General features: G+C 74.6%; 21 protein-coding genes. 13 read left to right on the top strand and 8 right to left on the bottom strand.

What is annotated here, in order from left to right; translation table 11 throughout:
- Positions 1 to 41: 41 nt before the first annotated feature.
- Positions 42 to 524 (bottom strand): pyridoxamine 5'-phosphate oxidase family protein, encoded by a 483-nt coding sequence (locus OOT42_RS19895; protein WP_273652881.1) that lies wholly within the window; start codon positions 522 to 524, stop codon positions 42 to 44.
- Positions 525 to 743: 219 nt separating this feature from the next.
- Here OOT42_RS19895 and OOT42_RS19890 point away from each other — a divergent pair, with 219 nt between their 5' ends.
- Both OOT42_RS19890 and OOT42_RS19885 read left to right on the top strand, forming a co-directional pair.
- Positions 744 to 1,640, top strand: coding sequence for an SDR family oxidoreductase (locus OOT42_RS19890; protein WP_273652880.1), 897 nt, complete (start codon positions 744 to 746; stop codon positions 1,638 to 1,640).
- A 193-nt stretch (positions 1,641 to 1,833) separates the two neighbouring features.
- Positions 1,834 to 2,586 carry a transglycosylase SLT domain-containing protein gene (locus OOT42_RS19885; RefSeq protein WP_273652879.1) on the top strand — a complete coding sequence of 251 codons (753 nt, stop codon included), beginning with the start codon at positions 1,834 to 1,836 and terminating at the stop codon, positions 2,584 to 2,586.
- A gap of 21 nt (positions 2,587 to 2,607) precedes the next feature.
- Here the strand turns inward: OOT42_RS19885 and hutI are convergent, their stop codons facing one another.
- The 5 genes from hutI to hutH are packed head-to-tail and all read right to left on the bottom strand — an operon-like array spanning position 2,608 to position 9,784.
- Positions 2,608 to 3,774, bottom strand: coding sequence for an imidazolonepropionase (gene hutI / locus OOT42_RS19880; RefSeq protein WP_273652878.1), 1,167 nt, complete (start codon positions 3,772 to 3,774; stop codon positions 2,608 to 2,610).
- A complete protein-coding gene (locus OOT42_RS19875; RefSeq protein WP_273652877.1) occupies positions 3,771 to 5,111 on the bottom strand; it encodes a formimidoylglutamate deiminase in 1,341 nt (446 codons plus the stop codon). Before OOT42_RS19875 ends, hutI begins: the two co-directional genes overlap by 4 nt.
- A 55-nt stretch (positions 5,112 to 5,166) precedes the next feature.
- Positions 5,167 to 6,453, bottom strand: a complete 1,287-nt coding sequence (locus OOT42_RS19870) for an allantoate amidohydrolase (protein ID WP_273652876.1) — start codon at positions 6,451 to 6,453, stop codon at positions 5,167 to 5,169.
- Positions 6,450 to 8,114 (bottom strand): urocanate hydratase, encoded by a 1,665-nt coding sequence (gene hutU, locus OOT42_RS19865; protein ID WP_273652875.1) that lies wholly within the window; start codon positions 8,112 to 8,114, stop codon positions 6,450 to 6,452. Before hutU ends, OOT42_RS19870 begins: the two co-directional genes overlap by 4 nt.
- Positions 8,111 to 9,784 (bottom strand): histidine ammonia-lyase, encoded by a 1,674-nt coding sequence (gene hutH / locus OOT42_RS19860; protein ID WP_273652874.1) that lies wholly within the window; start codon positions 9,782 to 9,784, stop codon positions 8,111 to 8,113. Before hutH ends, hutU begins: the two co-directional genes overlap by 4 nt.
- 92 nt (positions 9,785 to 9,876) lie before the next feature.
- Here hutH and OOT42_RS19855 point away from each other — a divergent pair, with 92 nt between their 5' ends.
- From OOT42_RS19855 to OOT42_RS19815, 9 genes are all read left to right on the top strand, one after another.
- Positions 9,877 to 10,641, top strand: a complete 765-nt coding sequence (locus OOT42_RS19855) for an IclR family transcriptional regulator (protein WP_273652873.1) — start codon at positions 9,877 to 9,879, stop codon at positions 10,639 to 10,641.
- Positions 10,642 to 10,685: 44 nt separating this feature from the next.
- Entirely contained in the window at positions 10,686 to 11,744 is a 1,059-nt protein-coding gene (locus tag OOT42_RS19850; RefSeq protein WP_273652872.1) for a serine hydrolase domain-containing protein, read from the top strand.
- Positions 11,745 to 11,931: 187 nt separating this feature from the next.
- Positions 11,932 to 13,320 (top strand): glycoside hydrolase family 3 N-terminal domain-containing protein, encoded by a 1,389-nt coding sequence (locus OOT42_RS19845; protein WP_273652871.1) that lies wholly within the window; start codon positions 11,932 to 11,934, stop codon positions 13,318 to 13,320.
- A gap of 158 nt (positions 13,321 to 13,478) precedes the next feature.
- On the top strand, positions 13,479 to 13,844 hold the full coding sequence (locus tag OOT42_RS19840; protein WP_273652870.1) for a RidA family protein: 366 nt from the start codon (positions 13,479 to 13,481) through the stop codon (positions 13,842 to 13,844).
- 134 nt (positions 13,845 to 13,978) lie between these two features.
- Positions 13,979 to 14,992, top strand: a complete 1,014-nt coding sequence (locus OOT42_RS19835; RefSeq protein WP_273654888.1) for a LacI family DNA-binding transcriptional regulator — start codon at positions 13,979 to 13,981, stop codon at positions 14,990 to 14,992.
- A gap of 285 nt (positions 14,993 to 15,277) precedes the next feature.
- On the top strand, positions 15,278 to 16,579 hold the full coding sequence (locus tag OOT42_RS19830) for an ABC transporter substrate-binding protein (protein ID WP_273652869.1): 1,302 nt from the start codon (positions 15,278 to 15,280) through the stop codon (positions 16,577 to 16,579).
- A gap of 16 nt (positions 16,580 to 16,595) precedes the next feature.
- Positions 16,596 to 17,612 (top strand): carbohydrate ABC transporter permease, encoded by a 1,017-nt coding sequence (locus OOT42_RS19825; protein WP_273652868.1) that lies wholly within the window; start codon positions 16,596 to 16,598, stop codon positions 17,610 to 17,612.
- Positions 17,612 to 18,499 (top strand): carbohydrate ABC transporter permease, encoded by an 888-nt coding sequence (locus OOT42_RS19820; RefSeq protein WP_273652867.1) that lies wholly within the window; start codon positions 17,612 to 17,614, stop codon positions 18,497 to 18,499. Before OOT42_RS19825 ends, OOT42_RS19820 begins: the two co-directional genes overlap by 1 nt.
- 287 nt (positions 18,500 to 18,786) lie before the next feature.
- Complete coding sequence (locus tag OOT42_RS19815; protein ID WP_273652866.1) at positions 18,787 to 20,190, top strand: endo-1,4-beta-xylanase; 1,404 nt, start codon at positions 18,787 to 18,789, stop codon at positions 20,188 to 20,190.
- Between the two features lie 147 nt (positions 20,191 to 20,337).
- Here OOT42_RS19815 and OOT42_RS19810 read toward each other — a convergent pair whose 3' ends face one another.
- Positions 20,338 to 20,718 (bottom strand): hypothetical protein, encoded by a 381-nt coding sequence (locus tag OOT42_RS19810; protein ID WP_273652865.1) that lies wholly within the window; start codon positions 20,716 to 20,718, stop codon positions 20,338 to 20,340.
- 124 nt (positions 20,719 to 20,842) lie between these two features.
- Here OOT42_RS19810 and OOT42_RS19805 point away from each other — a divergent pair, with 124 nt between their 5' ends.
- On the top strand, positions 20,843 to 21,601 hold the full coding sequence (locus OOT42_RS19805; RefSeq protein ID WP_273652864.1) for a glycoside hydrolase family 16 protein: 759 nt from the start codon (positions 20,843 to 20,845) through the stop codon (positions 21,599 to 21,601).
- A gap of 10 nt (positions 21,602 to 21,611) precedes the next feature.
- Here the strand turns inward: OOT42_RS19805 and OOT42_RS19800 are convergent, their stop codons facing one another.
- A complete protein-coding gene (locus OOT42_RS19800) occupies positions 21,612 to 22,136 on the bottom strand; it encodes a YqeB family protein (protein ID WP_273652863.1) in 525 nt (174 codons plus the stop codon).
- A 127-nt stretch (positions 22,137 to 22,263) separates the two neighbouring features.
- Here OOT42_RS19800 and OOT42_RS19795 point away from each other — a divergent pair, with 127 nt between their 5' ends.
- Positions 22,264 to 22,575, top strand: coding sequence for a DUF5808 domain-containing protein (locus OOT42_RS19795; RefSeq protein WP_273652862.1), 312 nt, complete (start codon positions 22,264 to 22,266; stop codon positions 22,573 to 22,575).
- Positions 22,576 to 22,624 lie beyond the last annotated feature (49 nt).

The raw sequence follows: 22,624 nt of genomic DNA, 5'->3' as shown, positions 1-22,624 counted from the left end.
GACGGTACGGCGGGGGTCCGACATCGCCCCGCCGCCCGACGTCAGAGCCGGACGGTCTCGTTCTCCCCGCCGTCGTAGCGCTCGCCCGTGAGCTTGGACTTCACGAGGCTGATCGCGGTCGTGAGCCGGTTGCCGGGCGCGTCCCAGTACTCGGCGGTCTCGCCGTGCACGACGAGGAGCACGAGACCGGGCGTCTCGGGGCCGTCGGGGAACCACGCCTCGGCGACGGGGTTCCACAGCTCGCGGGCCTTCGCCACGTCGCGGACGACCTCGGCGGTGCCGGAGACCGAGACCCACGACGTGCTGCCGACGAACGCCGCGTTCACCGGGCTGCCGTGCGCGATCTCGTCGACCTTGTGGCTGTCCGCGTCGGCGAAGAACCACAGGTCGCCGCTGAACTCGGCCTCCTGGATGCCCATGGGTCGGCTGACGAGACGACCGTCGGCCGCGACCGTCGTGAGCATGGAGACCTTCGCGTCGCGGATGAGCTCCGTGACCTTGGCGATCTCGTCGTCGTGCGTCATGCCGGTGCTCCTCCGCCGCCGGGTGCGCCGCGGGTGCGGCGTCCCGCCACGGTAGGTCGGGTCGGCGGCCGGCGCGCGGCGGGGAGGTCGCCACGCGCCGGCACCGGACCCGCGGGTTCGATAACGATGTCGAAGGGCCGTCCGCGCGGTTAGGGTCGGGCGGCAGGACCGCCGCCGCGCCTCGCCCCCGTGGTCCCGCCACCCGTGAAGGAGAAGACGATGCCGTCCGACCAGCTCACGTTCGACAACCCCGTCGAGCGCCACGCGCACATCAAGCCGCACGCCTCCTGGCAGCCGCTGCCGGGTCTCGACGCGGAGCTCGACCCGAAGGCCGACCACGGCGAGACGACGTACCGCGGAACGGGCCGCCTGCCGGGCCGCAAGGCGCTGATCACGGGCGGCGACTCGGGAATCGGCGCCGCGGTCGCGATCGCGTTCGCGCGCGAGGGCGCGGACGTCGCGCTGAGCTACCTGCCGGAGGAGCAGGTCGACGCCGAGGCGATCGCACAGCACGTCCGGGCCGAGGGCCGCACGTGCGTCCTGCTGCCCGGCGACATCCGGGACCGCGAGTTCTGCCGCACGATGGTCGCCGACGCCGTGGCGGGGCTCGGCGGGCTCGACGTCCTCGTCAACAACGCGGCCCACCAGGTGTACCACCCGTCGTTCGACGAGCTCGACGAGGCCGACCTCGACCGCACCATCCAGACCAACCTCTACGCGATGTTCTGGATCACGCGCGACGCGCTGCCGCACCTGCCGCCCGGCGCGACGATCATCAACAGCACGTCCGTCCAGGGCTACAACCCGTCGCCGATGATCATCAACTACGCGTCGACGAAGTTCGCGATCATCGGGTTCACCAAGGCGCTCGCGGCCGACCTCGCCCCGCGCGGCATCCGCGTGAACGCGGTCGCGCCCGGGCCGGTGTGGACGCCCCTGCAGGTCAGCGACGGGCAGCCGGCCGAGAAGCTCGACGGGTTCGGCGAGTCGTCGTGGCTCGGTCGGACGAGCCAGCCGGTCGAGCAGGCGCCCGCGTACGTGTTCCTCGCGTCGCCGGAGTCGAGCTTCGTCGTGGGCGAGGTCATCAACGTCAACGGCGGGGCGAACGTGCCCTGAGAGGTCGTGACGCGGGCGGTCCGACGGTCCCGCACCGACGGCGCGGCTGCTCCGGGAGCACCGTCCGGCGGGGCCGACCGCGCGAACCTCGCCGCCCAGGGCTCATGTGCGGCGGGCGCCGTGCCGATCTGGTGGTTGCGTCCGACGACCACGGACCGGGCACCCGGTGCCCGACGTGAGGAGCCCGCCAGCCATGACAGCGTCACCGAAGCGGCACCGGCACCGCGCCGAGCCCGCGCCGCGCCGCCTGCCCGCGTGGTGCCGGTCGCGCGCGGTCGCCCCGGCCGTGGCCGTCGGCGTCGTGGCCGCCGCGGTGCTGACGAGCGCGAGCGCGAGCTCGCGGATGCCGTCGACCGTCGCCGAGCCGTCGCGCGAGGTGCTGTCCGCCGCGCTCCTGGCACCCGTCGCGACCCCCGTGACCGTCCCCACGGACGCGTCGTGGACCGCCCCCGACGCCGAGGCCGCGTGGCTGGCCCCGGCGATCAAGGCGGAGGCCGACCGGATCGCCGCCGAGAAGGCCGAGGCCGAGCGGCTGGCGGCGGAGGCGGCGGCCGCCGCGGCCGCCGCGCAGGCGGCGCACGAGGCCGCGACCGCGAAGGCGGCGCGGGACACGGCGCGCAGCCGGGGTGCCGCACCGACGCTGCCGTCACGCACGCCCGTCGGCGAGGTCAAGCAGTACGCGGCGTCGCTCGTGGCCGCGGACCAGTTCGGCTGCCTCGAGGCGCTCTGGCAGCGCGAGTCCGGCTGGAACCCCGCCGCGAAGAACCGGTCGTCGGGCGCGTTCGGCATCCCGCAGGCGCTGCCGGCCGCCAAGATGGCGTCCGCGGGGGCCGACTGGCAGACCAACCCGATGACGCAGGTGCGCTGGGGCGTGTCCTACATCCACGGGCGTTACGGCTCGCCGTGCGGGGCGTGGGCGCACTCGGAGTCGCACGGCTGGTACTGATTGGGCCGCAGCGCTCGCGGGTCAGCCGAGCGTGAGCGTGCGGGCGAGGGGCACGCCCGGGCGGTAGGCGAGGTGCGCGACCGACGGCGCGTCGAGCACGCACAGGTCCGCGCGGGCACCGAGGCGCAGGTGGCCGACGTCGTCGCGCCGCAGGGCCAGCGCACCGGCGAGGGTCGCCGCACGCACCGCCTGCTCGACGGTCATCCGCAGGTGCGCGACGCCGAGCGCGACCATGAGCGGCATCGACGTCGAGAAGCACGTGCCCGGGTTGCAGTCGGTGGCGAGCGCGACCTCGACGCCCGCGTCGAGCAGACGGCGTGCGTCGGGGTACGGCGAGCGGGTCGACAGCTCGACGCCCGGCAGCAGCGTGACCACCGGGCCACCGTGGCGCGCGGCGTCGGCGAGGGCCGCGACGTCGGCGTCGTCGAGGTGCGTCGCGTGGTCGAGGCTCGCGGCACCGACCTCGACGGCCAACCGGGCGCCGGGCCCGGGCCGGAGCTGGTTGCCGTGCACCCGCAGCCCGAGCCCCGCGCGCGCGGCCGCCGTGAGGACGGCGTGCGCCTCGTCGCGGTCGAACGCGAGCGGCGCGCCGGGCTCGCAGAACACGTCCGCCCACCGCGCGTGCGGTACGCAGGCCGTGAGCATGGGGCCCGTCACGAGCGCGAGGTAGTCGGCCCGGTCGACGCTGGGCGGCACGACGTGCGCACCGAGGAACGTCGTCTCGTCGGTGACCTCGCGGGCCAGCCGCAGCAGACGCTCCTCGTGCTCGACGTCGAGGCCGTACCCGCTCTTGATCTCCAGGGTCGTCGTGCCCTGCGCGCGCGCCTCGGCGACGAGCGCGGACAGGCGCGCGCGGAGGGCGTCGTCGGTCGCGGCGCGGGTCGCGGCGACGGTCCGTGCGATGCCGCCCCCGGTGTAGCCCGCGCCGGCCATGCGGTGCGTGAACTCGTCCGCGCGGTCGCCGGCGAAGACGAGGTGCGTGTGCGAGTCGACGAAGCCGGGCAGCACGGCGCGGCCCTCGACGTCCGTGCGCCGGTCGGCGTCGGGCGCGGACGCGGCGGGACCGACCCAGGCCACGCGGCCGTCGTCGACGACGAGCGCCGCCTCGCCGAGCGCGCCGAGCGGCCCGCCGAACCTCTCGTCGTGCGTGACGAGCTGCGCGATGCCCGTGACCAGGTGCGACGTCACCGGACCTCCTCCGCGTCGCGCCAGGCGGCGGCCACCGCCCGGGTGAGCAGCGCACCGACGTCGCCGAGGACGTGCCGCCCGCCGTCGACGCGGACCGTGCCGCCGACGACCACCGTGTCGACGTCACCGCTGCCGGCGACGAGCACGAGCTGCGCGGGTTCGGCGCCGGCCGTGCGCGGGGTGTCGGTGCGGACCGCGACGAGGTCGGCGGGGGCGCCGACGGCGAGCCGCCCGCCTGTCGGGTCGCCGAGCGCGGCGTGGCCGCCCGACGTCAGCAGGGCGACGAGCGCCGCCGGGTCGAGGACGCCGCGGGACTCGCGCGCGACGCGCTCGTGCAGCTCGACGTCCCGGGCCTCCGCGAGCAGGTCGGTGCGGACGTGCTGGTCTGAGCCGACGGACAGGCGGCAGCCCGCCGCGCGCAGCGCCGCGCCGGGCGCGAGGCCGTCGCCGAGGTCCCGCTCGGTCGACGGGCACAGGCACGCGCCGACGGCAGCCGCGCCGAGGAGTGCGACGTCGGGCGGGGTGACGTGGACCGCGTGGACGACGGTCGTCGAGGGGCCGAGCGCGCCCGCGTCGGCGAGCGTGCGGGTCGGCGTGGTGCCGTAGGCCGTGCGGCAGTCGTCGTCCTCCGCGCGCTGCTCGGACAGGTGGACGTGCAGGGGGCGGTCGTCGCGGCGCGCGTACGCCGCGACCTGGGCGATCGCGTCCCGGGGGACCGCGCGGACCGAGTGGACGGCCGTGCCGACGGTGAGCGTGCCGTCGGGGCGCAGGGCGTCGACGCGCGCCGCCCACGCGTCGGCGTCGGCGTCGCCGAACCGGAGCTGCGGGCCGTCGAGCGGCCGGCCGATGCCGCCCGCGAGGTACGCGGTGTCGAGCAGCGTGACCCGCAGGCCCGCGTCGTGGGCGGCGGTGCGGAGCGCCTCGGCCATGACGTTCGGCTCGTCGTACGGGACCCCGCCGGGTGCGTGGTGCAGGTAGTGGAACTCGCCGACGGCCGTGACGCCCGCGAGCACCATCTCCGCGAACGTCGCGCGCGCGAGGTCGAGGTAGGTCTCGGGCGTGAGGGTCGCGGCCAGCGCGTACATGCGCTCGCGCCACGTCCAGAACGTGCCGCCGTCGGCGTGCGTGCGGCCGCGCAGCGCGCGGTGGAACGCGTGCGAGTGCGCGTTCGCGAACCCGGGCAGCGCGACGCCGGGGAGGCGGTGGTCGTCGGGCCGCGCCGGGACGCCCGCGACGACGCCCGTGATCCGGCCGGCGTCGGTCATGACGCGCACGTCGCGCGCGAGCCCGTCGGGGAGCCAGGCCTGCGCGGCCCAGAACGCGCGCGCCGCCGTCATCGCGACCCCGTGCCCGCCCCGTGCGGCGGGGCCGCCGGGGGGAGCGCGCGCGTCGTCACGGCTGGTCCCGGGTCAGCAGGTGCGTGAGCGTCGTCGCGAGGGCGTCGACGCCCGCGAGGCAGTCGGCCTCGTCGGCGTCCTCGGCGGGCGCGTGCGAGACGCCCGTCGGGTTCCGGACGAAGAGCATCGCCGTCGGGACGCCCGCCGCGGCGAGGATGCCCGCGTCGTGCCCCGCGCCGGTCCCGAGCAGGGGTGCCGCCGGGGCCGCGGACCCACCCAGCACCCGCGCGACGTCGTTCGCGAGGTCGGCGTCGAACCACGTGACAGGCGTCCACGACTCCTCGGCCGGCGCCCAGGACGCGAGCGCGGCCAGGACCGCGCGGACGCGCGCCTCGTCCTCCGCGCGGACGTCCAGCCACGCGGTGACCTGCGACGGGATCGCGTTGACGCCGTTCGGCTCGACGCGCACCTTCCCGACGGTCGCGAGCGCGTCCGCGTCGACCGCGGCCGCCCGGACGTGCTGCACGAAGGCCGCGAGGTCGAGCATCGGGTCCCGTCGGTCGGCGAGCGGCGTGGTCCCGGCGTGGTTCGCCTCGCCCCGCAGCTCGACGCGCCACCGGCCGTGCGGCCAGATCATGCGACCGACGCCGACGGGCGCACCCGCGTGCACGAGGCCCCGGCCCTGCTCGACGTGCAGCTCGACGAACGCGCCGACGCGCGCGAGCGTCTCGGTGTCCGGCCCGAGCGCGGACGGGTCGCGTCCGGCGGTGCGCAGGGCGTCGGCCATCGTCGTGCCGTCGGCGTCGCGCAGGCCGCGCGCGCGGTCCGCGTCGAGCACGCCGGTGACGAGCCGCGACCCGGCGCACGCGACCCCGAACCGCGCGCCCTCCTCGTCGACGAAGCACGCGATCCCCAGCGGGCGCGCCGGCCGGACGCCGCGCGACCGCAGGACGTCGAGCGCCGCGAACGCGCTGACGACGCCGAGCGGCCCGTCGAACGCGCCGCCGCCGGGGACGGAGTCGAGGTGGCTGCCCGTGACGACGCCCGGCTGCGCGTCCGGGTCGCCCCACCACGCCCACTGGTTCCCGGCGCGGTCGACGACGACGTCGAGGCCGCGCGCGGCCGCCTCCCCGGCGAACCACTCGCGCAGGGTGTGGTCGTCGCGCGTCCACGCGAACCGGTGGTACCCGGCGCCGCCGGGGGCGCGCCCGACCGGGGCGAGGTCCGACCACGCGCGCCGGAACGTCGCGACCCCGACGTCGCCGCGGGTCGCCGGGTCCGACGCGACGCCGCCGGACGACTCGGCCGGCACGGCACCGCCGCGGTCGGGGGCTGTCGTCATGCCCCTCCCTCCCGCATCGGGACGCGCAGGCCGTGCGCGTCCGCGACCTGCTCGGCGCGCGCGTACCCGGCGTCGACGTGCCGGATCACGCCTGTCGCGGGGTCGTTCGACAGCACGCGCGCGAGCTTGCGGGCCGCGAGGTCGGTGCCGTCGGCGACGGACACCTGCCCGGCGTGGATCGACCGGCCCATCCCGACGCCGCCGCCGTGGTGCAGCGACACCCACGTGGCCCCGGAGGACGCGGCGACGAGCGCGTTGAGCAGCGGCCAGTCGGCGATCGCGTCGGACCCGTCGGCCATCGCCTCGGTCTCCCGGTAGGGCGACGCGACGGACCCGGCGTCGAGGTGGTCGCGGCCGATGACGACGGGCGCGGCCAGCGCCCCCGACGCGACGAGCTCGTTGAAGCGCAGCCCCGCCCGGTCGCGCTCGCCGTGGCCGAGCCAGCAGATGCGTGCGGGCAGGCCCTGGAACGCGACGCGCTCCTGCGCGGCCCGGATCCACCGGTGCAGGTGGTCGTCGTCGGGGAACAGGTCGAGGACGGCCTCGTCGGTCGTCGCGATGTCGCGCGGGTCGCCCGACAGCGCGGCCCAGCGGAACGGCCCCTTGCCCTCGGCGAACAGCGGCCGGATGTACGCGGGCACGAACCCCGGGAAGGCGAACGCGCGCTCGTAGCCGCCGCGCCGGGCCTCGTCGCGGATCGAGTTGCCGTAGTCGAAGACCTCGGCGCCCGCGTCGAGGAAACCGACCATCGCCTCGACGTGCCGGGCCATCGACTCGCGCGCGCGGTCCGTGAACTCGTCGGGCTTCGCGGCGGCGTAGTCGGCCCAGTCCTCCACGGCGACGCCGACGGGCAGGTACGCCAGGGGGTCGTGCGCGGACGTCTGGTCGGTCACGACGTCGACCTCGACCCCGCGCCGCAGCAGCTCGGGCAGGACCTCGGCGCAGTTGCCCACGACGCCGACCGAGAGCGCCGCCCGGTCGCGCTTCGCGGCGGTGACCAGCGACAGCGCCTCGTCGAGCGAGCCTGCGACGCGGTCGAGGTAGCGGTCGTGCACGCGTCGCCGCAGCCGGTCGCCGTCGACGTCGACGATCAGGCACGCGCCCCCGTTGAGGGTGACCGCGAGCGGCTGCGCGCCGCCCATGCCGCCGCACCCGCCGGTCACCGTGAGCGTCCCGGCGAGCGTCCCGCCGAACCGCTGCGCCGCCACCGCGGCGAGCGTCTCGTACGTGCCCTGGAGGATCCCCTGCGTGCCGATGTAGATCCACGACCCGGCGGTCATCTGCCCGTACATCGTGAGGCCGAGGTGCTCGAGCCGGCGGAACTCGGGCCACGTCGCCCAGTCGCCGACGAGGTTCGAGTTCGCGATGAGGACCCGCGGCGCCCACTCGTGCGTCGTGAGCACGCCGACGGGCTTGCCGGACTGCACGAGCAGACTCTCGTCGTCGCCGAGCGTCGTGAGCGTGCGGACGATCGCGTCGTACGCGTCCCACGACCGTGCGGCCCGCCCCGTGCCGCCGTAGACGACCAGGTCGTCAGGCCGCTCGGCGACCTCGGGGTCGAGGTTGTTCATGAGCATCCGCAGCGGCGCCTCGGTCTGCCACGAGCGGGCCGTGAGCGCCGTGCCGCGCGGCGCGCGGACGGGACGGGGACCGGCGGTCATCGGGTCTCCTCGGGGGACGTGACGGCGTCGGCGGCGGCCAGGACCTCGCCGGAGGCGACGAGAGCGGCGACCGTCTCCAGGTCGGGGGAGAGGTGGGCGTCGGGTCCGGGGCCCGCGACGCCGCGGGTGCGCAGCAGGTCGCGGACGGCACCGGTCGCGGGCGCGGGGGCGAGCGGTGCGCGCAGGTCCAGGGCACGCGTCGCGGTCAGCACCTCGATCGCCAGCACGCGTCCGAGCGCGTCGACGGCCCGGCGCAGCTTGCGTGCCGCGTGCCAGCCCATCGACACGTGGTCCTCCTGCATCGCCGACGACGGGATCGAGTCCACGCTCGCCGGCACCGCGAGCCGCTTCAGCTCGCTGACCAGCCCGGCCGCGGTGTACTGCGCGATCATCAGGCCGGAGTCGACGCCGGGGTCGTGCGCGAGGAACGCGGGCAGCCCGTTGTTGCGGGCGACGTCGAGGAACCGGTCGGTGCGCCGCTCGGACATGCTCGCGACGTCCGCGACCGCGATCGCGAGGAAGTCGAGCACGTACCCGACGGGCGCGCCGTGGAAGTTGCCGTTGGACTCGACGCGACCGTCGACGGTGACGACGGGGTTGTCGATCGCGGCGGCGAGCTCGCGCTCCGCGACGGCCCGCGCGTGCTCGACGGTGTCGCGCGCGGCGCCGTGCACCTGCGGCGCGCACCGCAGCGAGTACGCGTCCTGCACGCGCGTGCACCCCGGGCCGCGGTGGCTCGCCATGATCCCGGAGCCCCGCAGCAGCGCGCGCACGTGCCGCGCCGACGCGGCCTGACCCGGGTGCGGGCGCAGCGTGTGCAGGTCGTCGGCGAGCACGGCGTCGGTCCCCAGCAGGCTCTCGACGCTCAGCGCGGCGGCGACGTCGGCGGTCGCGAGCAGCCGGTCGAGGTCGTGCAGCGCGAGCACGAGCTGGCCGAGCATCCCGTCGGTGCCGTTGACGAGCGCGAGCCCCTCCTTCTCGGCGAGCACGACGGGTGCGAGACCGGTGCGCGCGAGCGCGTCGGCCGCGGGGACCAGCGCGCCCGACGGGTCGCGGACCTCGCCCTCGCCCATGAGGGCCAGCGCGACGTGCGCGAGCGGCGCCAGGTCGCCCGAGCAGCCGAGCGACCCGAACTCGCGGACGACGGGCGTGATCCCCGCGTCGAGCATCGCGGCGTACGCCTGCGCGGTGGACGGCCGGACGCCGGTGCGGCCCGTCGCGAGCGTCGACAGGCGCAGCAGCATGAGCGCGCGCACGACCTCGCGCTCGACCTCCGCGCCCGTCCCGGCCGCGTGCGACCGGATCAGGCTGCGCTGGAGGTCCGCGCGGCGGTCGGCCGGGATCCACCGGGTCGCGAGCGCGCCGAACCCGGTCGAGACGCCGTAGTGGGGCTCGTCGTCGTCGGCGAGCGCGTCGACGACCGCACGCCCGGCGGTGATCGCGGCGAGGGCCTCGGGCGCCAGCGCGACGCCCGCGCCGTCCCGCGCCACTGCGACGACGTCGCGGGCGGGCACGGGGCCGACACCGACGACGACCGTGCGCCGTGCGGCGCCGTGGGGGTGAGACGCGCGGTCGTCACGCGTGCGGTCGGCGGACGACGCGGACGGGGCCGGCCCGTCCGCGCGCGGGCTCGGCGCCGGGTCCGGCGACGGCTCGACGACGGTGCTCATGTGCCCATGACACCTCCGCGCCGCGGGCCGGGTCGCCGGGGCGCGAGGGGATATCGTCTGGGATACCAGACGCCGGCGGGAGGGGAGAGGGCGTGCCGAGCAGTGACGTCCCCGCCGCCGACGCGACGCTGCGCATCCTGCGGCACCTGTCCCGCACCGGCCCGCTGCCCGCCGCGGCGATCGCGCACGCCGTCGGGCTGCCCCGCTCCACGACCTACCACCTGCTCGCCGTCCTGCGGGAGCACGGCGTCGTCGCACACCTGCCCGAGGAACGCCGGTACGGCCTCGGCCTCGGGGCGTTCGAGCTCGGCTCCGCCTACTCCCGGCAGGCACCGCTCGCCCGCGCCGCACGCCCCGTGCTCGCCCGGCTCGTCGACCAGGTGGGGGAGAGCGCCCACCTCGCGGTGCTGCACGGCCGCGAGGTCCTCTACGTCGTCGAGGAACGCGCGTCCCGCCGGCCGGCGCTCGTGACCGACGTCGGCGTCCGCCTCCCCGCGCACCTCACCGCGAGCGGCCGCGCGATGCTCGCCGTCCTGCCCCGCCCGCAGGTGCGCGCCCTCTTCCCCGACCGCGAGGCGTTCGTCGACCGCACCGGGCTGGGACCCCGCCGGCCGGGCGAGCTGCGCGACGTCCTCGTCGAGGTGCGGCGGCGCGGCTGGGCCGCGGAGGACGGCGACGTGACCCCCGGGTTCGCGTCGGTCGGCGTCGCCGTGCGCGACCACACCGGCCACCCGATCGCGGGCCTCGCGGTGACGTTCGCGCGCGACGACGTCGACGACGACGCCGCCGAGGCGCTCGCACGGGCCGCGCAGCGGGCCGCCGCCGACCTCACCCGCCGCGTCGGCGGCACGGGCTGACGAAGGCCTCGGCACCCGGCGACGCCCGTCCGTAGGCTGCCGGGATGGGTGACGTGAGGTCGGTGTCCGCGGCGGAGGTGGCGACGCTCGTCGACGAGGCCGTCGAGCGGGACGGCCCACGGGAGGCAGCGGGCGTCGTCCGGGTCCGCGTCGGCGGCGAGGTGCTGGTCGAGCGCGCGTGGGGCGTCGTCGACCGGCGCTGGGGCCGGCCGCTCACGACCGACGACCGGCTCGCCATGGCGTCGGGCAGCAAGGGGTTCACGGCGCTCGCGGTCCTGTCGCTCGTCGCGGACGGCACGGTCGCCCTGACGACGACCGCGCGCGAGCTGCTGGGCGACGACCTCCCCGCGATCCCCGACGACGTCACCCTGGAGCACCTGCTCACGCACACGTCCGGACTCTCCGACGTCATCGACGACGACGCCGACGAGGACGCGTACCTGCTCGACGTGCCCGTGCACACGCTCGTGTCGCCCGAGGACTACCTGCCCGTGCTCGCGCGCGTCGTCCCCGAGCACGCACCGGGGGGACCGCTTGAGTACCGCAACGCGTCGTTCGTGCTGCTGTCCCTGCTCGCACAGCGGGCGTCGGGCGTGCCGTTCCACGACCTGGTCCGGCAGCGGGTGCTGCGGCCCGCCGGCATGACGCGCACCGACTTCCTGCGGTCCGACGAGCTGCCCGCCGACGCGGCGATCGGCTACGTGCGGGTGGGCGACGCGTGGCGGTCGCACGTGCTGCACCTGCCCGTGGTCGCGGGCGGCGACGGCGGCGCGTACACGACGGCCGCCGACATGGAGCGGTTCTGGGACGCGCTGCTCGGCGGCCGCATCCTGCCGCCGGACATCGTCGCGCAGGCCACGACGCCGCACGCCACGACCGCCGACGGCGCGTACGCCTACGGGCTCGGGCTGTGGCTGCCGCCGGGGGCACCCGGGGTGGTGCAGCTCGAGGGGGAGGACGCGGGCGTGTCGTTCTGGTCCGCGCACCGCGCCGCCGTCCCGGGTGGGCCGCCGGAGGCGACGGTCACGGTGGCGGGGACGACGGCGTCCGCGGCGTGGCCGGTCGCGCGCGCCGTCGGCGGGCCGCTCGGCCTCACGGGCTAGCGGCGCGCACCGGCGGGCAGCGCTGCCGGCGAGAGCCCTGCCCGCGAGAGCCACTGCCCGCGAGAGCCATGCCCGCGAGAGTCCTGCCCGCGAGGGCTCTGCCGGCGAGGGCCCCTGCACGCGGTGACGACCCGCACCGGAACGCCGTCCGGGTGCCGATCCGCGGCGCCCGACCTAACCTGCGCGCGTGGCAGAGCCAGACGCGTCCGACGCGACCGAGCGCGCGGGTCGACCCGCGCACACCGGTCGGGCCGACGGTGCCGCCGCGGGGACGCCCCTCGCAGGGAGTGCACCCCGGCACGGCCGTCCGGGTCGGTGGCCGGGGCGCGCCCGCAGCGCGGTGCTCGTGCTCGCCGCGCTGCTGTCCGTCGGTGCGGGCACGGTCGCGGCGACCGCCGACGACGACCCCGCCGCGGACGCGACGGCGCTGGGTGCGGCGGACGCGAGCGACACCGGTCCGTCGGCGCCCGGACCGCGCCGTGAGCCCGCACCCACGCCGACCTGCACGCCCGCACCCGTCGAGCAGCAGGCCGCCGCGGTGCTCGTCGTGGGCCTGCCCGGCGTGACGCGTGCCGACGACCCGCTCGCGACCGAGGTCACGGCCCTCGGGGTCGGCGGCGTCTTCCTCTCCGAGAGCAACGTGGTGTCGGCGCGCCAGGTCGCGCGCCTGACCGAGGGCCTGCGCGCGCAGGCGGTCCGTCCGCTCGTGGTCGCGACCGACGAGGAGTCGGGCCGCGTCGCGCTCATGCGGGACGTCGTGGGCCCCGGCCCGTCGGCCCGGCGCATGGCGGCACGCGAGACACCCGACGAGGTCCGGGCCCGTGCGGCGGCGACGGGTGTGGCGCTGGCCCAGGTCGGCGTCGACGTCGACCTCGCACCCGTGCTCGACCTCGACGACGGACCCGCGGGGGGCGTCATCGGTGACCGGTCGTTCAGCGCCGACCCGGCGACGGCGGCGGACTACGGGCTCGCGTTCGCGACCGGGCTGGCCGACGCGGGCGTCACGCCGACCGTCAAGCACTTCCCGGGGCACGGCCGCTCGACCGTCGACTCGCACACCGAGTCGTCGCTGGTCGAGGCGACCGTCGACGAGCTGAGCGCCACCGACCTGCTGCCCTTCCAGCGCGCGATCGACGCGGGTGCACCGGTCGTGATGATGAACCACCTGCAGTACGCGGCGCTCGACCCGGACCTGCCGGCGTCGCTGAGCCCGCGCGCGTACGCGCTGCTGCGCGACATGGGGTTCGACGGCGTCGCGATCACGGACTCCGTCGGGATGGGGGCGGTCAACGTGCGCTGGGACTTCCCCGAGGCGGCGGTCATGGCGGTCGGGGCGGGCGCGGACGCGGTGCTCGCGACCGACGGCGGCCAGGCGGTGCGGATGCGGGACGCCCTCGTCGACGCCGTCGCCAGCGGGCGCCTGCCCGAGGAGCGGCTGGCGGAGGCTGCCGCGCGCGTGACGGCGCTCGCGGGCGGCGACCCGGTGGCGACGGGGTGCCGCGACGTCACGCTCCCGACGCTCGCGCCGGGCTCGGCCGCGCCCCCGACGCCCGTACCGTCCGCGCCCGCCGGTTGACCACGCCGCACCGCCCCCGCCACCGGCCGACCCGTCGTACCGGCCGTGCCCGCCGGCCCGTCGCCCCGGGTCGCGCCGGCCGGCCCGTCGCAGCGCTCCGGCGAGTGTGCCGGTGACCTGCACGGACGCTGTCGGTGGCGGGGCGTACGGTCGCGCCCGTGATCACCCGGTTCCCCTCCCACGTCGGCGACCCCACCTGCGCGAGCGCGGTCCGCGCCGGCGGCTTCCTGTTCCTCGCGCACCACGCGGGCGGCTTCGACCGTCGTGAGTACGCGGCCCAGACGCGCGCGACCCTGCGCAGCCTCGGCGACACGCTCGCGAGCGCGGGCGCCGGGTTCGAGGACGTCGTCCAGGTGACCCTGTGGCTGCGCGAGATCACGGACGAGACCCGGGCTGCGTGGGACGTGTTTGCCGAGTTCTTCGGCGATCAGCCGCCGGCGCGGATGACCGCGACGACCGACTTCTTCGACCCCGCGTGCCTCGTCATGGTCGACGCGGTCGCCTACCTCGGCGATCGCGGCTGACCGACCCCGAGGCCGGCGGCACCGGGTCGACGCGCGGTGGTCCGGTAGATTGCGGCTGCCTGCGCCGCTGCACGTCGACCATGAGCCGCGCGCGGGCCCGAGGCGCGGACGCGAAGGGGGTTGGCGTGGCGACGATGGCCGAGGTCGCACGTCGCGCCGGCGTCTCCGCGAAGACCGTCTCCAACGTCCTGAGCGGCTACCCGTACATCCGCGAGTCGACGCGCGAGCGCGTGATGGCGGCGGTCGACGAGCTCGGCTACGAGATCAACGTGACGGCGCGGATCTTCCGCTCGGGCCGCACGGGCGTCGTGGGCCTGGCCGTCCCGGAGCTGGGTCAGCCGTACTTCGGCGAGCTCGCGGACGAGATCCTCGAGGCGGCCCGGCGCCGTGGCCTGCACGTGCTGATCCAGCCGACGGGCTTCACGCGCGAGGGCGAGCTGGCCGCGCTGCGGGAGCCGCGGCGCAAGCTCGTCGACGGCCTGCTGTTCAGCCCGGCGGCGCTCGAGCAGGCGGACGCGCACCTCCTGGACGACCTGGGCTACCCGCTGGTGCTGCTGGGCGAGCAGATGTTCTCGACGAAGGTCGACCACGTGACGATGCAGAACGTCGAGGGTGCGCGCGCCGCGACGGACCTGCTGCTCGACGCGGGTCGTCGGAGCATCGCGGTGATCGGCATGCTGCACTCGCCGACGGCGGGATCGTCGAACCTGCGGTTCACCGGGTACCGGGAGGCGCTCGCGGCGCGGGGGATCACGGTCGACCCGCGGCTGCTCGGCTGGGCGGACGACGGCTGGCACCGGGGCAACGGGGCGCGCGCGATGGAGCAGGTGCTCGACTCGGGAGTCGAGGTCGACGGGGTCGTGGCGTTCAACGACGCGCTGGCCCTGGGGGCGATGTACGCGTTGCAGGTGCGGGGTCGCTCGATCCCGGACGACGTGGCCGTCGTGGGCTTCGACGACATCGAGGACGCGCAGTACTCGATGCCGGCGCTGACGACGGTGGACCCGGGCCGGCGCGTCATCGCGGAGGTCGCGGTCGGGCTGCTGCACGACCGGTTGACGTCGGCGCCGGGAGCCCCGACGGAGCCCGTCCTGCACGTCGCGGACATGCGGATCGTGGAGCGAGGCAGCACCCCCGCTCGTCGCTGACCGCCGGAAGCGTTCCCACGTCCCGACCGTCGAGGAGCCCCTCTTCCCGGCGCGCGTGAACCGCCGGGCCATACCGTGCAGACCGTTGCTAAAACGTTGTCGAGAACGATTGACACATACCGGGCACCGTTGCGACGGTGGGCCTCGGACTCGCGTCCCCCGCGGTGGAGGCACGGCTTCTTCACCGGTGAAGAAGCCGTTGCGCCAGGGTCGCCGCGCGGTCCGCAGGGCGTCGCCCTGAGCGGCGCGGCTGCATCACTCGACGACGAGAGAAGGGCAGCTCGGATGAAGATGAGGGCGGTGCTCGCGGCTTCGACCGCACTGGTGTGCGCGGCAGGGCTCGCGGCGTGCAGCAACGACGGCGGCGACGGCGGAGACGGCGGAGACGGTGGCGGCGACGTCTCGATGACGTTCTGGCACAACGCGTCGACCGGCGCCGGCAAGCAGTTCTGGGACGACACGGTCGCGGCGTTCATGGAGGAGAACCCGGATGTCACCATCAAGGTGCAGTCGATCCAGAACGAGGACCTCGACGGCAAGCTCCAGACCGCGCTGAACTCGGGCGACGCCCCGGACGTCTTCCTCCAGCGCGGCGGCGGCAAGATGGCGGCGATGGTCCGCGCGGGCCAGCTGCTCGACATCACCGACCTGGTCACCGACGAGACGAAGGGCCTCATCCCCGAGGGCTCCTTCAAGGCCAACCAGATCGAGGGCAAGACGTACGCGATGCCGATCGCCGTGCTCCCCGGCGGCATCTGGTACAGCAAGGACCTCTTCTCGGCGGCCGGCATCACCGAGACGCCGACGACGATCGAGGACCTCGACGCGGCCGTGACGGCGCTCAAGGGCACGGGCGTCGCCCCGATCGCGCTCGGCGCGAAGGACGCGTGGCCCGCCGCGCACTGGTACTACTTCTTCGCCCTGCGCGCGTGCAGCGCGGACACGCTCGAGGCGACCGCGAAGTCCATGACGTTCGACGACCCGTGCTGGACGACGGCGGCCGAGAACCTCGAGGCGTTCGCGGCGACGGAGCCGTTCAACGAGGGCTTCCTGACGACGTCCGCCCAGCAGGGCGCGGGCTCGTCGGCGGGACTGCTCGCCAACCACCAGGCGGCGATGGAGCTCATGGGCGCGTGGAACCCCGGCGTCATCGCGTCGCTCACGCCCGACGAGCAGCCGCTCCCCGACCTCGACTGGTTCGCGTTCCCGGAGGTCCCGGGCGGCGAGGGCGAGCCGGGCTCGATCCTCGGCGGTGTCGACGGGTACTCGTGCTCGGCGCAGGCGCCGGAGCAGGCGTGCGCCGACTTCCTCAACTACATCGCGCGCACCGAGGTGCAGGAGGCCTACTACAAGGCGTTCAACGCGCCCCCGGTGAACACCGAGTCGCAGAAGGTCATCACCGAGCCCTACCTGCAGAGCGTGCTCGAGGCCTACAACGCGGCGCCGTACGTGTCGCAGTGGCTCGACACCGTCTACGGGCAGAACGTCGGCAACGCGCTCAACGTCGCGGTCGTCGACATGCTGGCCGGCAAGAGCGACGCCGCGGGTCTCGTCGAGTCCGTGAACGCCGCAGCCGCCAAGGCGTAGAGAGCACGTCGCGCACATGACGTCCACGCACGAGAGCTCGCGCCCCGCGAAGGGCTCGCCCGTGGGCCTCGACGCGGACGGGGACGGCACCACCGCGGTGTCGTCCCCGCCGCGCCGGCGGCCCCGGGGCAGCACGTGGCGCGAGCGGGCCGAGGTCGCGGTCCTCACCGTGCCCGCGCTGGTGGTGTTCTCCGCGTTCGTGATCGTGCCCGTCCTCATGGCGGGCTACTACGGGTTCTTCCGGTGGGAGGGGTACGGACCGCCGACCGACTTCGTCGGGCTGCGGAACTACCAGACGATCCTCACCGACCCGCTGTTCCACGACGCGCTGCGGCACAACGCGTTCATCGTGGTGTTCTCGCTGGTCCTGCAGGGACCGGCGGCGATCCTCATCGCGCTGCTGCTGAACCGCCGGATGCGCGGTCAGTCGATCATCCGCGTGCTGATCTTCGTTCCGTACGTCATCTCCGAGGTCGTCGTCGGCACGGGGTGGAGCCTCATGCTGCAGAGCACGGGCGCCCTCAACGACCTGCTGGACCGGATCGGCCTGGGCGCGCTGACGAACGAGTGGCTGTCCGACCCGGACATCGCCATCTGGACCCTCATGGGGATCATCACGTGGAAGTACATCGGCTTCGCGGTGATCCTCTTCCTCGCCGGCCTGCAGGGGATCCCCGAGGAGCTGCACGAGGCCGCGTCGATCGACGGCGCGTCGTACTGGCAGGTGCAGCGGCGCATCACCCTGCCGCTCCTCGCGCCGACGCTGCGCATCTGGGCGTTCCTGTCGATCATCGGCGCGCTGCAGCTGTTCGACCTCGTCTACATCATCTGGGGGCAGTACATCGCCTCCACCGCCGGCACCTCGACCATGGCGACGTACATGGTGTCGTTCGGCCGCAACGCCGGGAGCTACGGCTTCGGCAACGCGGTCGCGGTCGTGCTGTTCCTCATCTCGCTCGTCGTCGCCCTCGTGTACCAGCGGTTCGTCCTGCGCCGGGACACCGAGGGCGCCCTGACCGGAGGTGTGCGCTGATGGCCGCCCCGACCCTCACCGCCGCGCCCGTCACGGTCGTCCCCGTCCGCACGCGGGGCCGTCGGGAGCGGCTGCCGTGGGGGAGCCCGCCCGTGTACGGCTTCGCGACGCTGCTCGTGGTCGCGATGCTCGCGCCCGTCGCGTACATCGTCGTCGGCGGCTTCCGGACCAACGCGCAGATCACGTCGGACCCGTCCGGCCTGCCGGACCCGTGGCTGCTCGACAACTACGTCGGCGTCCTGACGGGCGGCGTGTTCTGGCAGCAGGTGCTGAACTCCGCGATCGCGGCCGGGGCGACGACGGCCGGTGTCGTCGCGCTCGGGCTCATGGCGAGCTTCGCGATCGCGCGCTACCCGTTCCGCGGCCGCGGCGCGATGTACGCGTTCTTCGCGGCGGGCCTGATGTTCCCGATGACGGTCGCGATCACGCCGCTGTACATCATGGTCAGGACGCTCGGGCTGATGAACAACCTCGGCGGCGTGATCCTGCCGCAGATCGCGTTCGCGCTCCCGACGACCGTCATCATCCTCGTGCCGTTCCTGCGGGCGATCCCGGCGGAGCTCCAGGAGGCCGCCGCGATCGACGGGTGCAGCCGCCTCGGGTTCTTCTTCCGGATGGTCCTGCCGCTGTCGCTGCCTGGCGTCATCACGGTCGGGATCCTCGCGTTCATCAACAGCTGGAACAGCTACCTGCTGCCGCTGTTCATCCTCAACGACGCGGGGACGTTCACGCTGCCCCTCGGCGTGCAGGCGTTCGCGTCGGAGTACTCGGTCGACACCGCCAAGGTGCTCGCGTTCACGTCGCTCGCGATGCTGCCCGCGCTCGTCTTCTTCAGCCTGTTCGAGCGGCGCATCGTCGGAGGGCTGACGGGCGCCGTCAAGGGCTGACGGCGCCGTGGACGACGGGCGCTCTCGTCCGAAAGTCCGGCTGCGTGCGTCGATAGTTGCGGGCAGTTGCAATGGGATCGATCCCACGACATCGCGCCCGCGCGGCGCAATCTCGCCGCCAAGAGCGGATCTACACCGGTGAAGTCACCCGATGGTGTGCTGAAACGCTTCGTTCGCAGTTTCGAAAGTTTCCGTACCGGTCAAGGCCGTTGACCGGCGCGAACGCCCTGGCGAAGGTGACGTGCCGGCTCCCGCTGGAGCCACCGACCACCACCAAGGAGGGTTCGATGACGACCCCACGCCCGACGCACCGGCGAGGCCGTCTCGCCGCCGCCGCCGGCTGTCTGGCCGCCGCTGCGCTGGCCGTGACGATCGCCGTCCCGGCCGCCGCCGCCGGCAGCACGCTGCAGGCCGCCGCCGCCGAGACCAATCGGTACTTCGGCACCGCCATCGCCGCGAACAAGCTGAGCGACGGCACGTACACGAACATCGCGAACCGTGAGTTCAACATGATCACGGCCGAGAACGAGATGAAGATGGACGCCACGGAGCCCAACCGTGGCCAGTTCAACTACTCCAACGGCGACCGGATCGTGAACTGGGCCCGCCAGAACGGCAAGCAGGTCCGCGGGCACGCGCTCGCCTGGCACTCGCAGCAGCCCGGCTGGATGCAGAACCTGTCCGGGACCGACCTGCGCAACGCGATGCTCAACCACGTCACCCAGGTCGCGTCCTACTACAAGGGCAAGATCTACGCCTGGGACGTCGTGAACGAGGCGTACGCCGACGGCTCCTCGGGCGCCCGCCGCGACTCCAACCTGCAGCGCACGGGCAACGACTGGATCGAGGCCGCCTTCCGTGCCGCCCGCGCCGCCGACCCCGGCGCGAAGCTCTGCTACAACGACTACAACACCGACAACTGGTCGCACGCCAAGACGCAGGGCGTCTACAACATGGTCCGCGACTTCAAGTCGCGCGGTGTCCCGATCGACTGCGTCGGCTTCCAGGCGCACTTCAACTCGGGCAACCCGGTGCCGTCGAACTACCACACGACCCTGCAGAACTTCGCCGACCTCGGCGTCGACGTGCAGATCACCGAGCTCGACATCGAGGGCTCGGGCTCGTCGCAGGCGCAGCAGTACCAGGGCGTCGTGCAGGCGTGCATGGCGGTCTCCCGCTGCACCGGCATCACCGTGTGGGGCGTCCGCGACTCCGACTCGTGGCGCGCGTCCGGCACGCCGCTGCTCTTCGACGGCTCGGGCAACAAGAAGGCCGCCTACACGAGCGTCCTCAACCAGCTGAACTCGGGCGGCACGACCAACCCGAACCCGACGCCTACGCCGACCAACCCGAACCCGACGCCCACGCCGACGAACCCGGGCGGCAGCACGCCGAGCTGCACGGCGACGTACTCCGAGGGCCAGAAGTGGAACGACCGCTTCAACGGCACGGTGACGATCCGCGCCAACACCAACATCAGCAGCTGGCAGTCCACGGTGACCGTGCGCTCGCCGCAGAAGATCATCGCGACCTGGAACGGCTCCCCGACGTGGGACTCGTCGGGCAACGTCATGACGATGCGTCCCAGCGGCAGCGGTGCGCTGTCGGCCGGCCAGACGACCTCGTTCGGCTTCACCGTCCAGCACGGTGGCAACTGGACGTGGCCGAGCATCACCTGCTCGGCGTCCTGACCCGCTGAGATCCCGCGGACGGGCGCGGCGCCTTCGGGTGCCGCGCCCGTTCCGGGCGTCGGACGAGGCCGCGAGTCTGTGTCCCGGCGGTGCGGCGTTGGACTCGCCAGCCGGTCGACGACCGCCGTCGTTCGGCGTCCTGTCTCGCTACGTCGTCGGACCGTCCTCGCCGAACTGCTGCAGCCACCACTGCCGGGAGACCCTCCGCGACTCGAGGTCGTCGAGACGGGCGACGGCGTGGCCGACGACCTCCGTCGGTAGCCGGACCGCGTGGTCGTAGACGTAGTGGCCGAGACCCTCGGGCCAGACGTAGACGCCGTCGGTGAACTCGAGAGCTCCGTTCTGGGCGTCGCACATGCGGCACGGCGAGTGGCCCATGTACGCGGACCGCATCGTGCCGCTGCTGAGATACGCCCAGACCCGATGTCGTTCGGTGGGGTCCCAGGCCTCGTCGACGAGGTCGTGGGGGTCCGGGTACTCGGGATGGTCGTCGTTGCGCCAGTAGCCGATCAGGCGGAGGTCGTCCACGACGCCATCGTCGCCGGTGTCGGCCCTGTGACCGACGAGGCGCTCCGGCCTCGGTTCGTGCGGTTGCGCTCGGAGGGGCCGGCCCGCACGATCGGCAGCGGCGTCGTGGGCACGCGGAGGAGTGATGACGCAGTCGGGACAGGCCACGGTCGTGTGGGCCGACGAGTTCCGCGGGCCGGCCGGGTCGCCGCCCGACCCGCGGGTGTGGCGGCACGAGACGGGTGCGGGCGGGTGGGGCGACGAGCAGCTCCAGCGGTACACCGCGTCGACGCGCAACGCGCACCTGACCGGCGACGGACGGCTCGCGATCACGGCGCACCGTGAGCCCGACGGTGACGTCACGTCGGCGCGGCTCACGACGCTGGGGCGGCTGACCGTGCGGCGCGGTCGTGTCGAGGCGCGGATCCGGCAGCCCCGCGGTGCGGGCACGTGGTCGGCGTTCTGGATGCTCGGCGACGACCTCGAGGACGTGGGCTGGCCGGCGTGCGGCGAGATCGACGTCATGGAGCATGTCGGTGCCGAGCCGCGCACGGTGCACGGCACGGTCCACGGCCCCGGCTACGCGGGGATCGGCGGGGGAGCGGGCGGGTCGTACGACGCCGGTGTCCCGCTGGCCGACGGCTTCCGCACCTATGCCGTGACGTGGGCGGACGACGCGATCGTCTGGGACCTGGACGGCGTCGAGTACCACCGGGTGACCCCCGACGACGTGCCCGGGCCGTGGCCGTTCAGGCGCGGGTTCCACCTGCTGCTCAACCTCGCGGTGGGCGGTCGCTGGCCGGGCAACGACGCGTCCGGGCTCGTGCTGCCGGCGACGATGCTGGTCGACCGGGTGCGGGTGCTCGACGTCGGCGCGGGCGGCGACGTCGCGCTCCGACCGTGACCGGCTCCGGTCATGTGCCGGCCGTCGGGCTGGTCTCCGTCCACACGTACCCGTGCGAGCGGAACGCGGCCGCGAGGTCGTCCGCGGCAACCTCGGTAGGCACGCGCGCGAGGTCGGTGCCGTTCGCGGCGAGCAGCACGAGGGCGCCGTCCTCGTGCAGCGCCTCGCGGACGTCGTCGCGCCGGTAGCGGCGCACCTTCTTCTGGTGCGCGACGACCACCTCGGGCCGCGACACCTGGATCCGCGGCTGCTTGGCCTGCCAGTCCGCCGCCACGAGCGCGCCGATCCCGGCCCCTGCGGCGGCGAGTGCGACGAGGCCCCACACGCCCCAGGCGTCGGCGATCGCGTCGAGCGTCACCAGGAGGGCGCGGAACGGGACCCACGCGAGGGACAGCGCCCAGTCGCGGAGGAGGCCGACCGCCACGCCGGCGGCGGCACCGCCCACGGTGAGCAGCGCCCACGTGACCGCGACGTCGCCGTCGGGCACGCGCAGCACGGTCGCGTCGGAGGTCGTGAGGTCGTCGTCCTGGTGCACGGTGGCCATCGTGGCCGAGCGCGCGCTCCGGCAGGACCCCCTTCCGGTGGACCTGCCGCCCGCCAGGCCCTCCCAGGGATCCGCCGCCGGGTGGATCATGGCCTCACCACGACTCAGGAGGCGCAGCGTGTCCCACGACGAAGCCGCCCGGCGGCGGCCCGACCTGCAAGGCATCCTCCGGCTGATCTCGATCGCCCTCGCGGTGACGGCGGTCGTCAAGGAGCTCCGCACCCCGGCCGACGAGCGCGAGTGGAACGGCAAGGTCATCGGGTTCGTGCCGTACGAGTTCCGGATGCCGACGGTCGAGCGGTTCAAGGAGCGCGTGTGGGACCCCGACGCGGAGCACCTGATCGGTCCGAAGGTGTTCGGCGTCGGCTGGACGCTCAACATGGGGAAGGCGTTCGGGCTCCTGCGCAGCAGGCTCTCGTCCGGCGACTGACGCGCCCACGGTCGGCGTTCCCCGCTCCTCAATAATGTGATATCACATT

It is taken from the genome of Cellulomonas fimi, assembly GCF_028583725.1.
Classification (GTDB): Bacteria; Actinomycetota; Actinomycetes; order Actinomycetales; family Cellulomonadaceae; genus Cellulomonas; species Cellulomonas fimi_B.
Note: the sequence above shows the minus strand (reverse complement) of the source record. Positions and strands in the feature narration are given on the sequence as shown.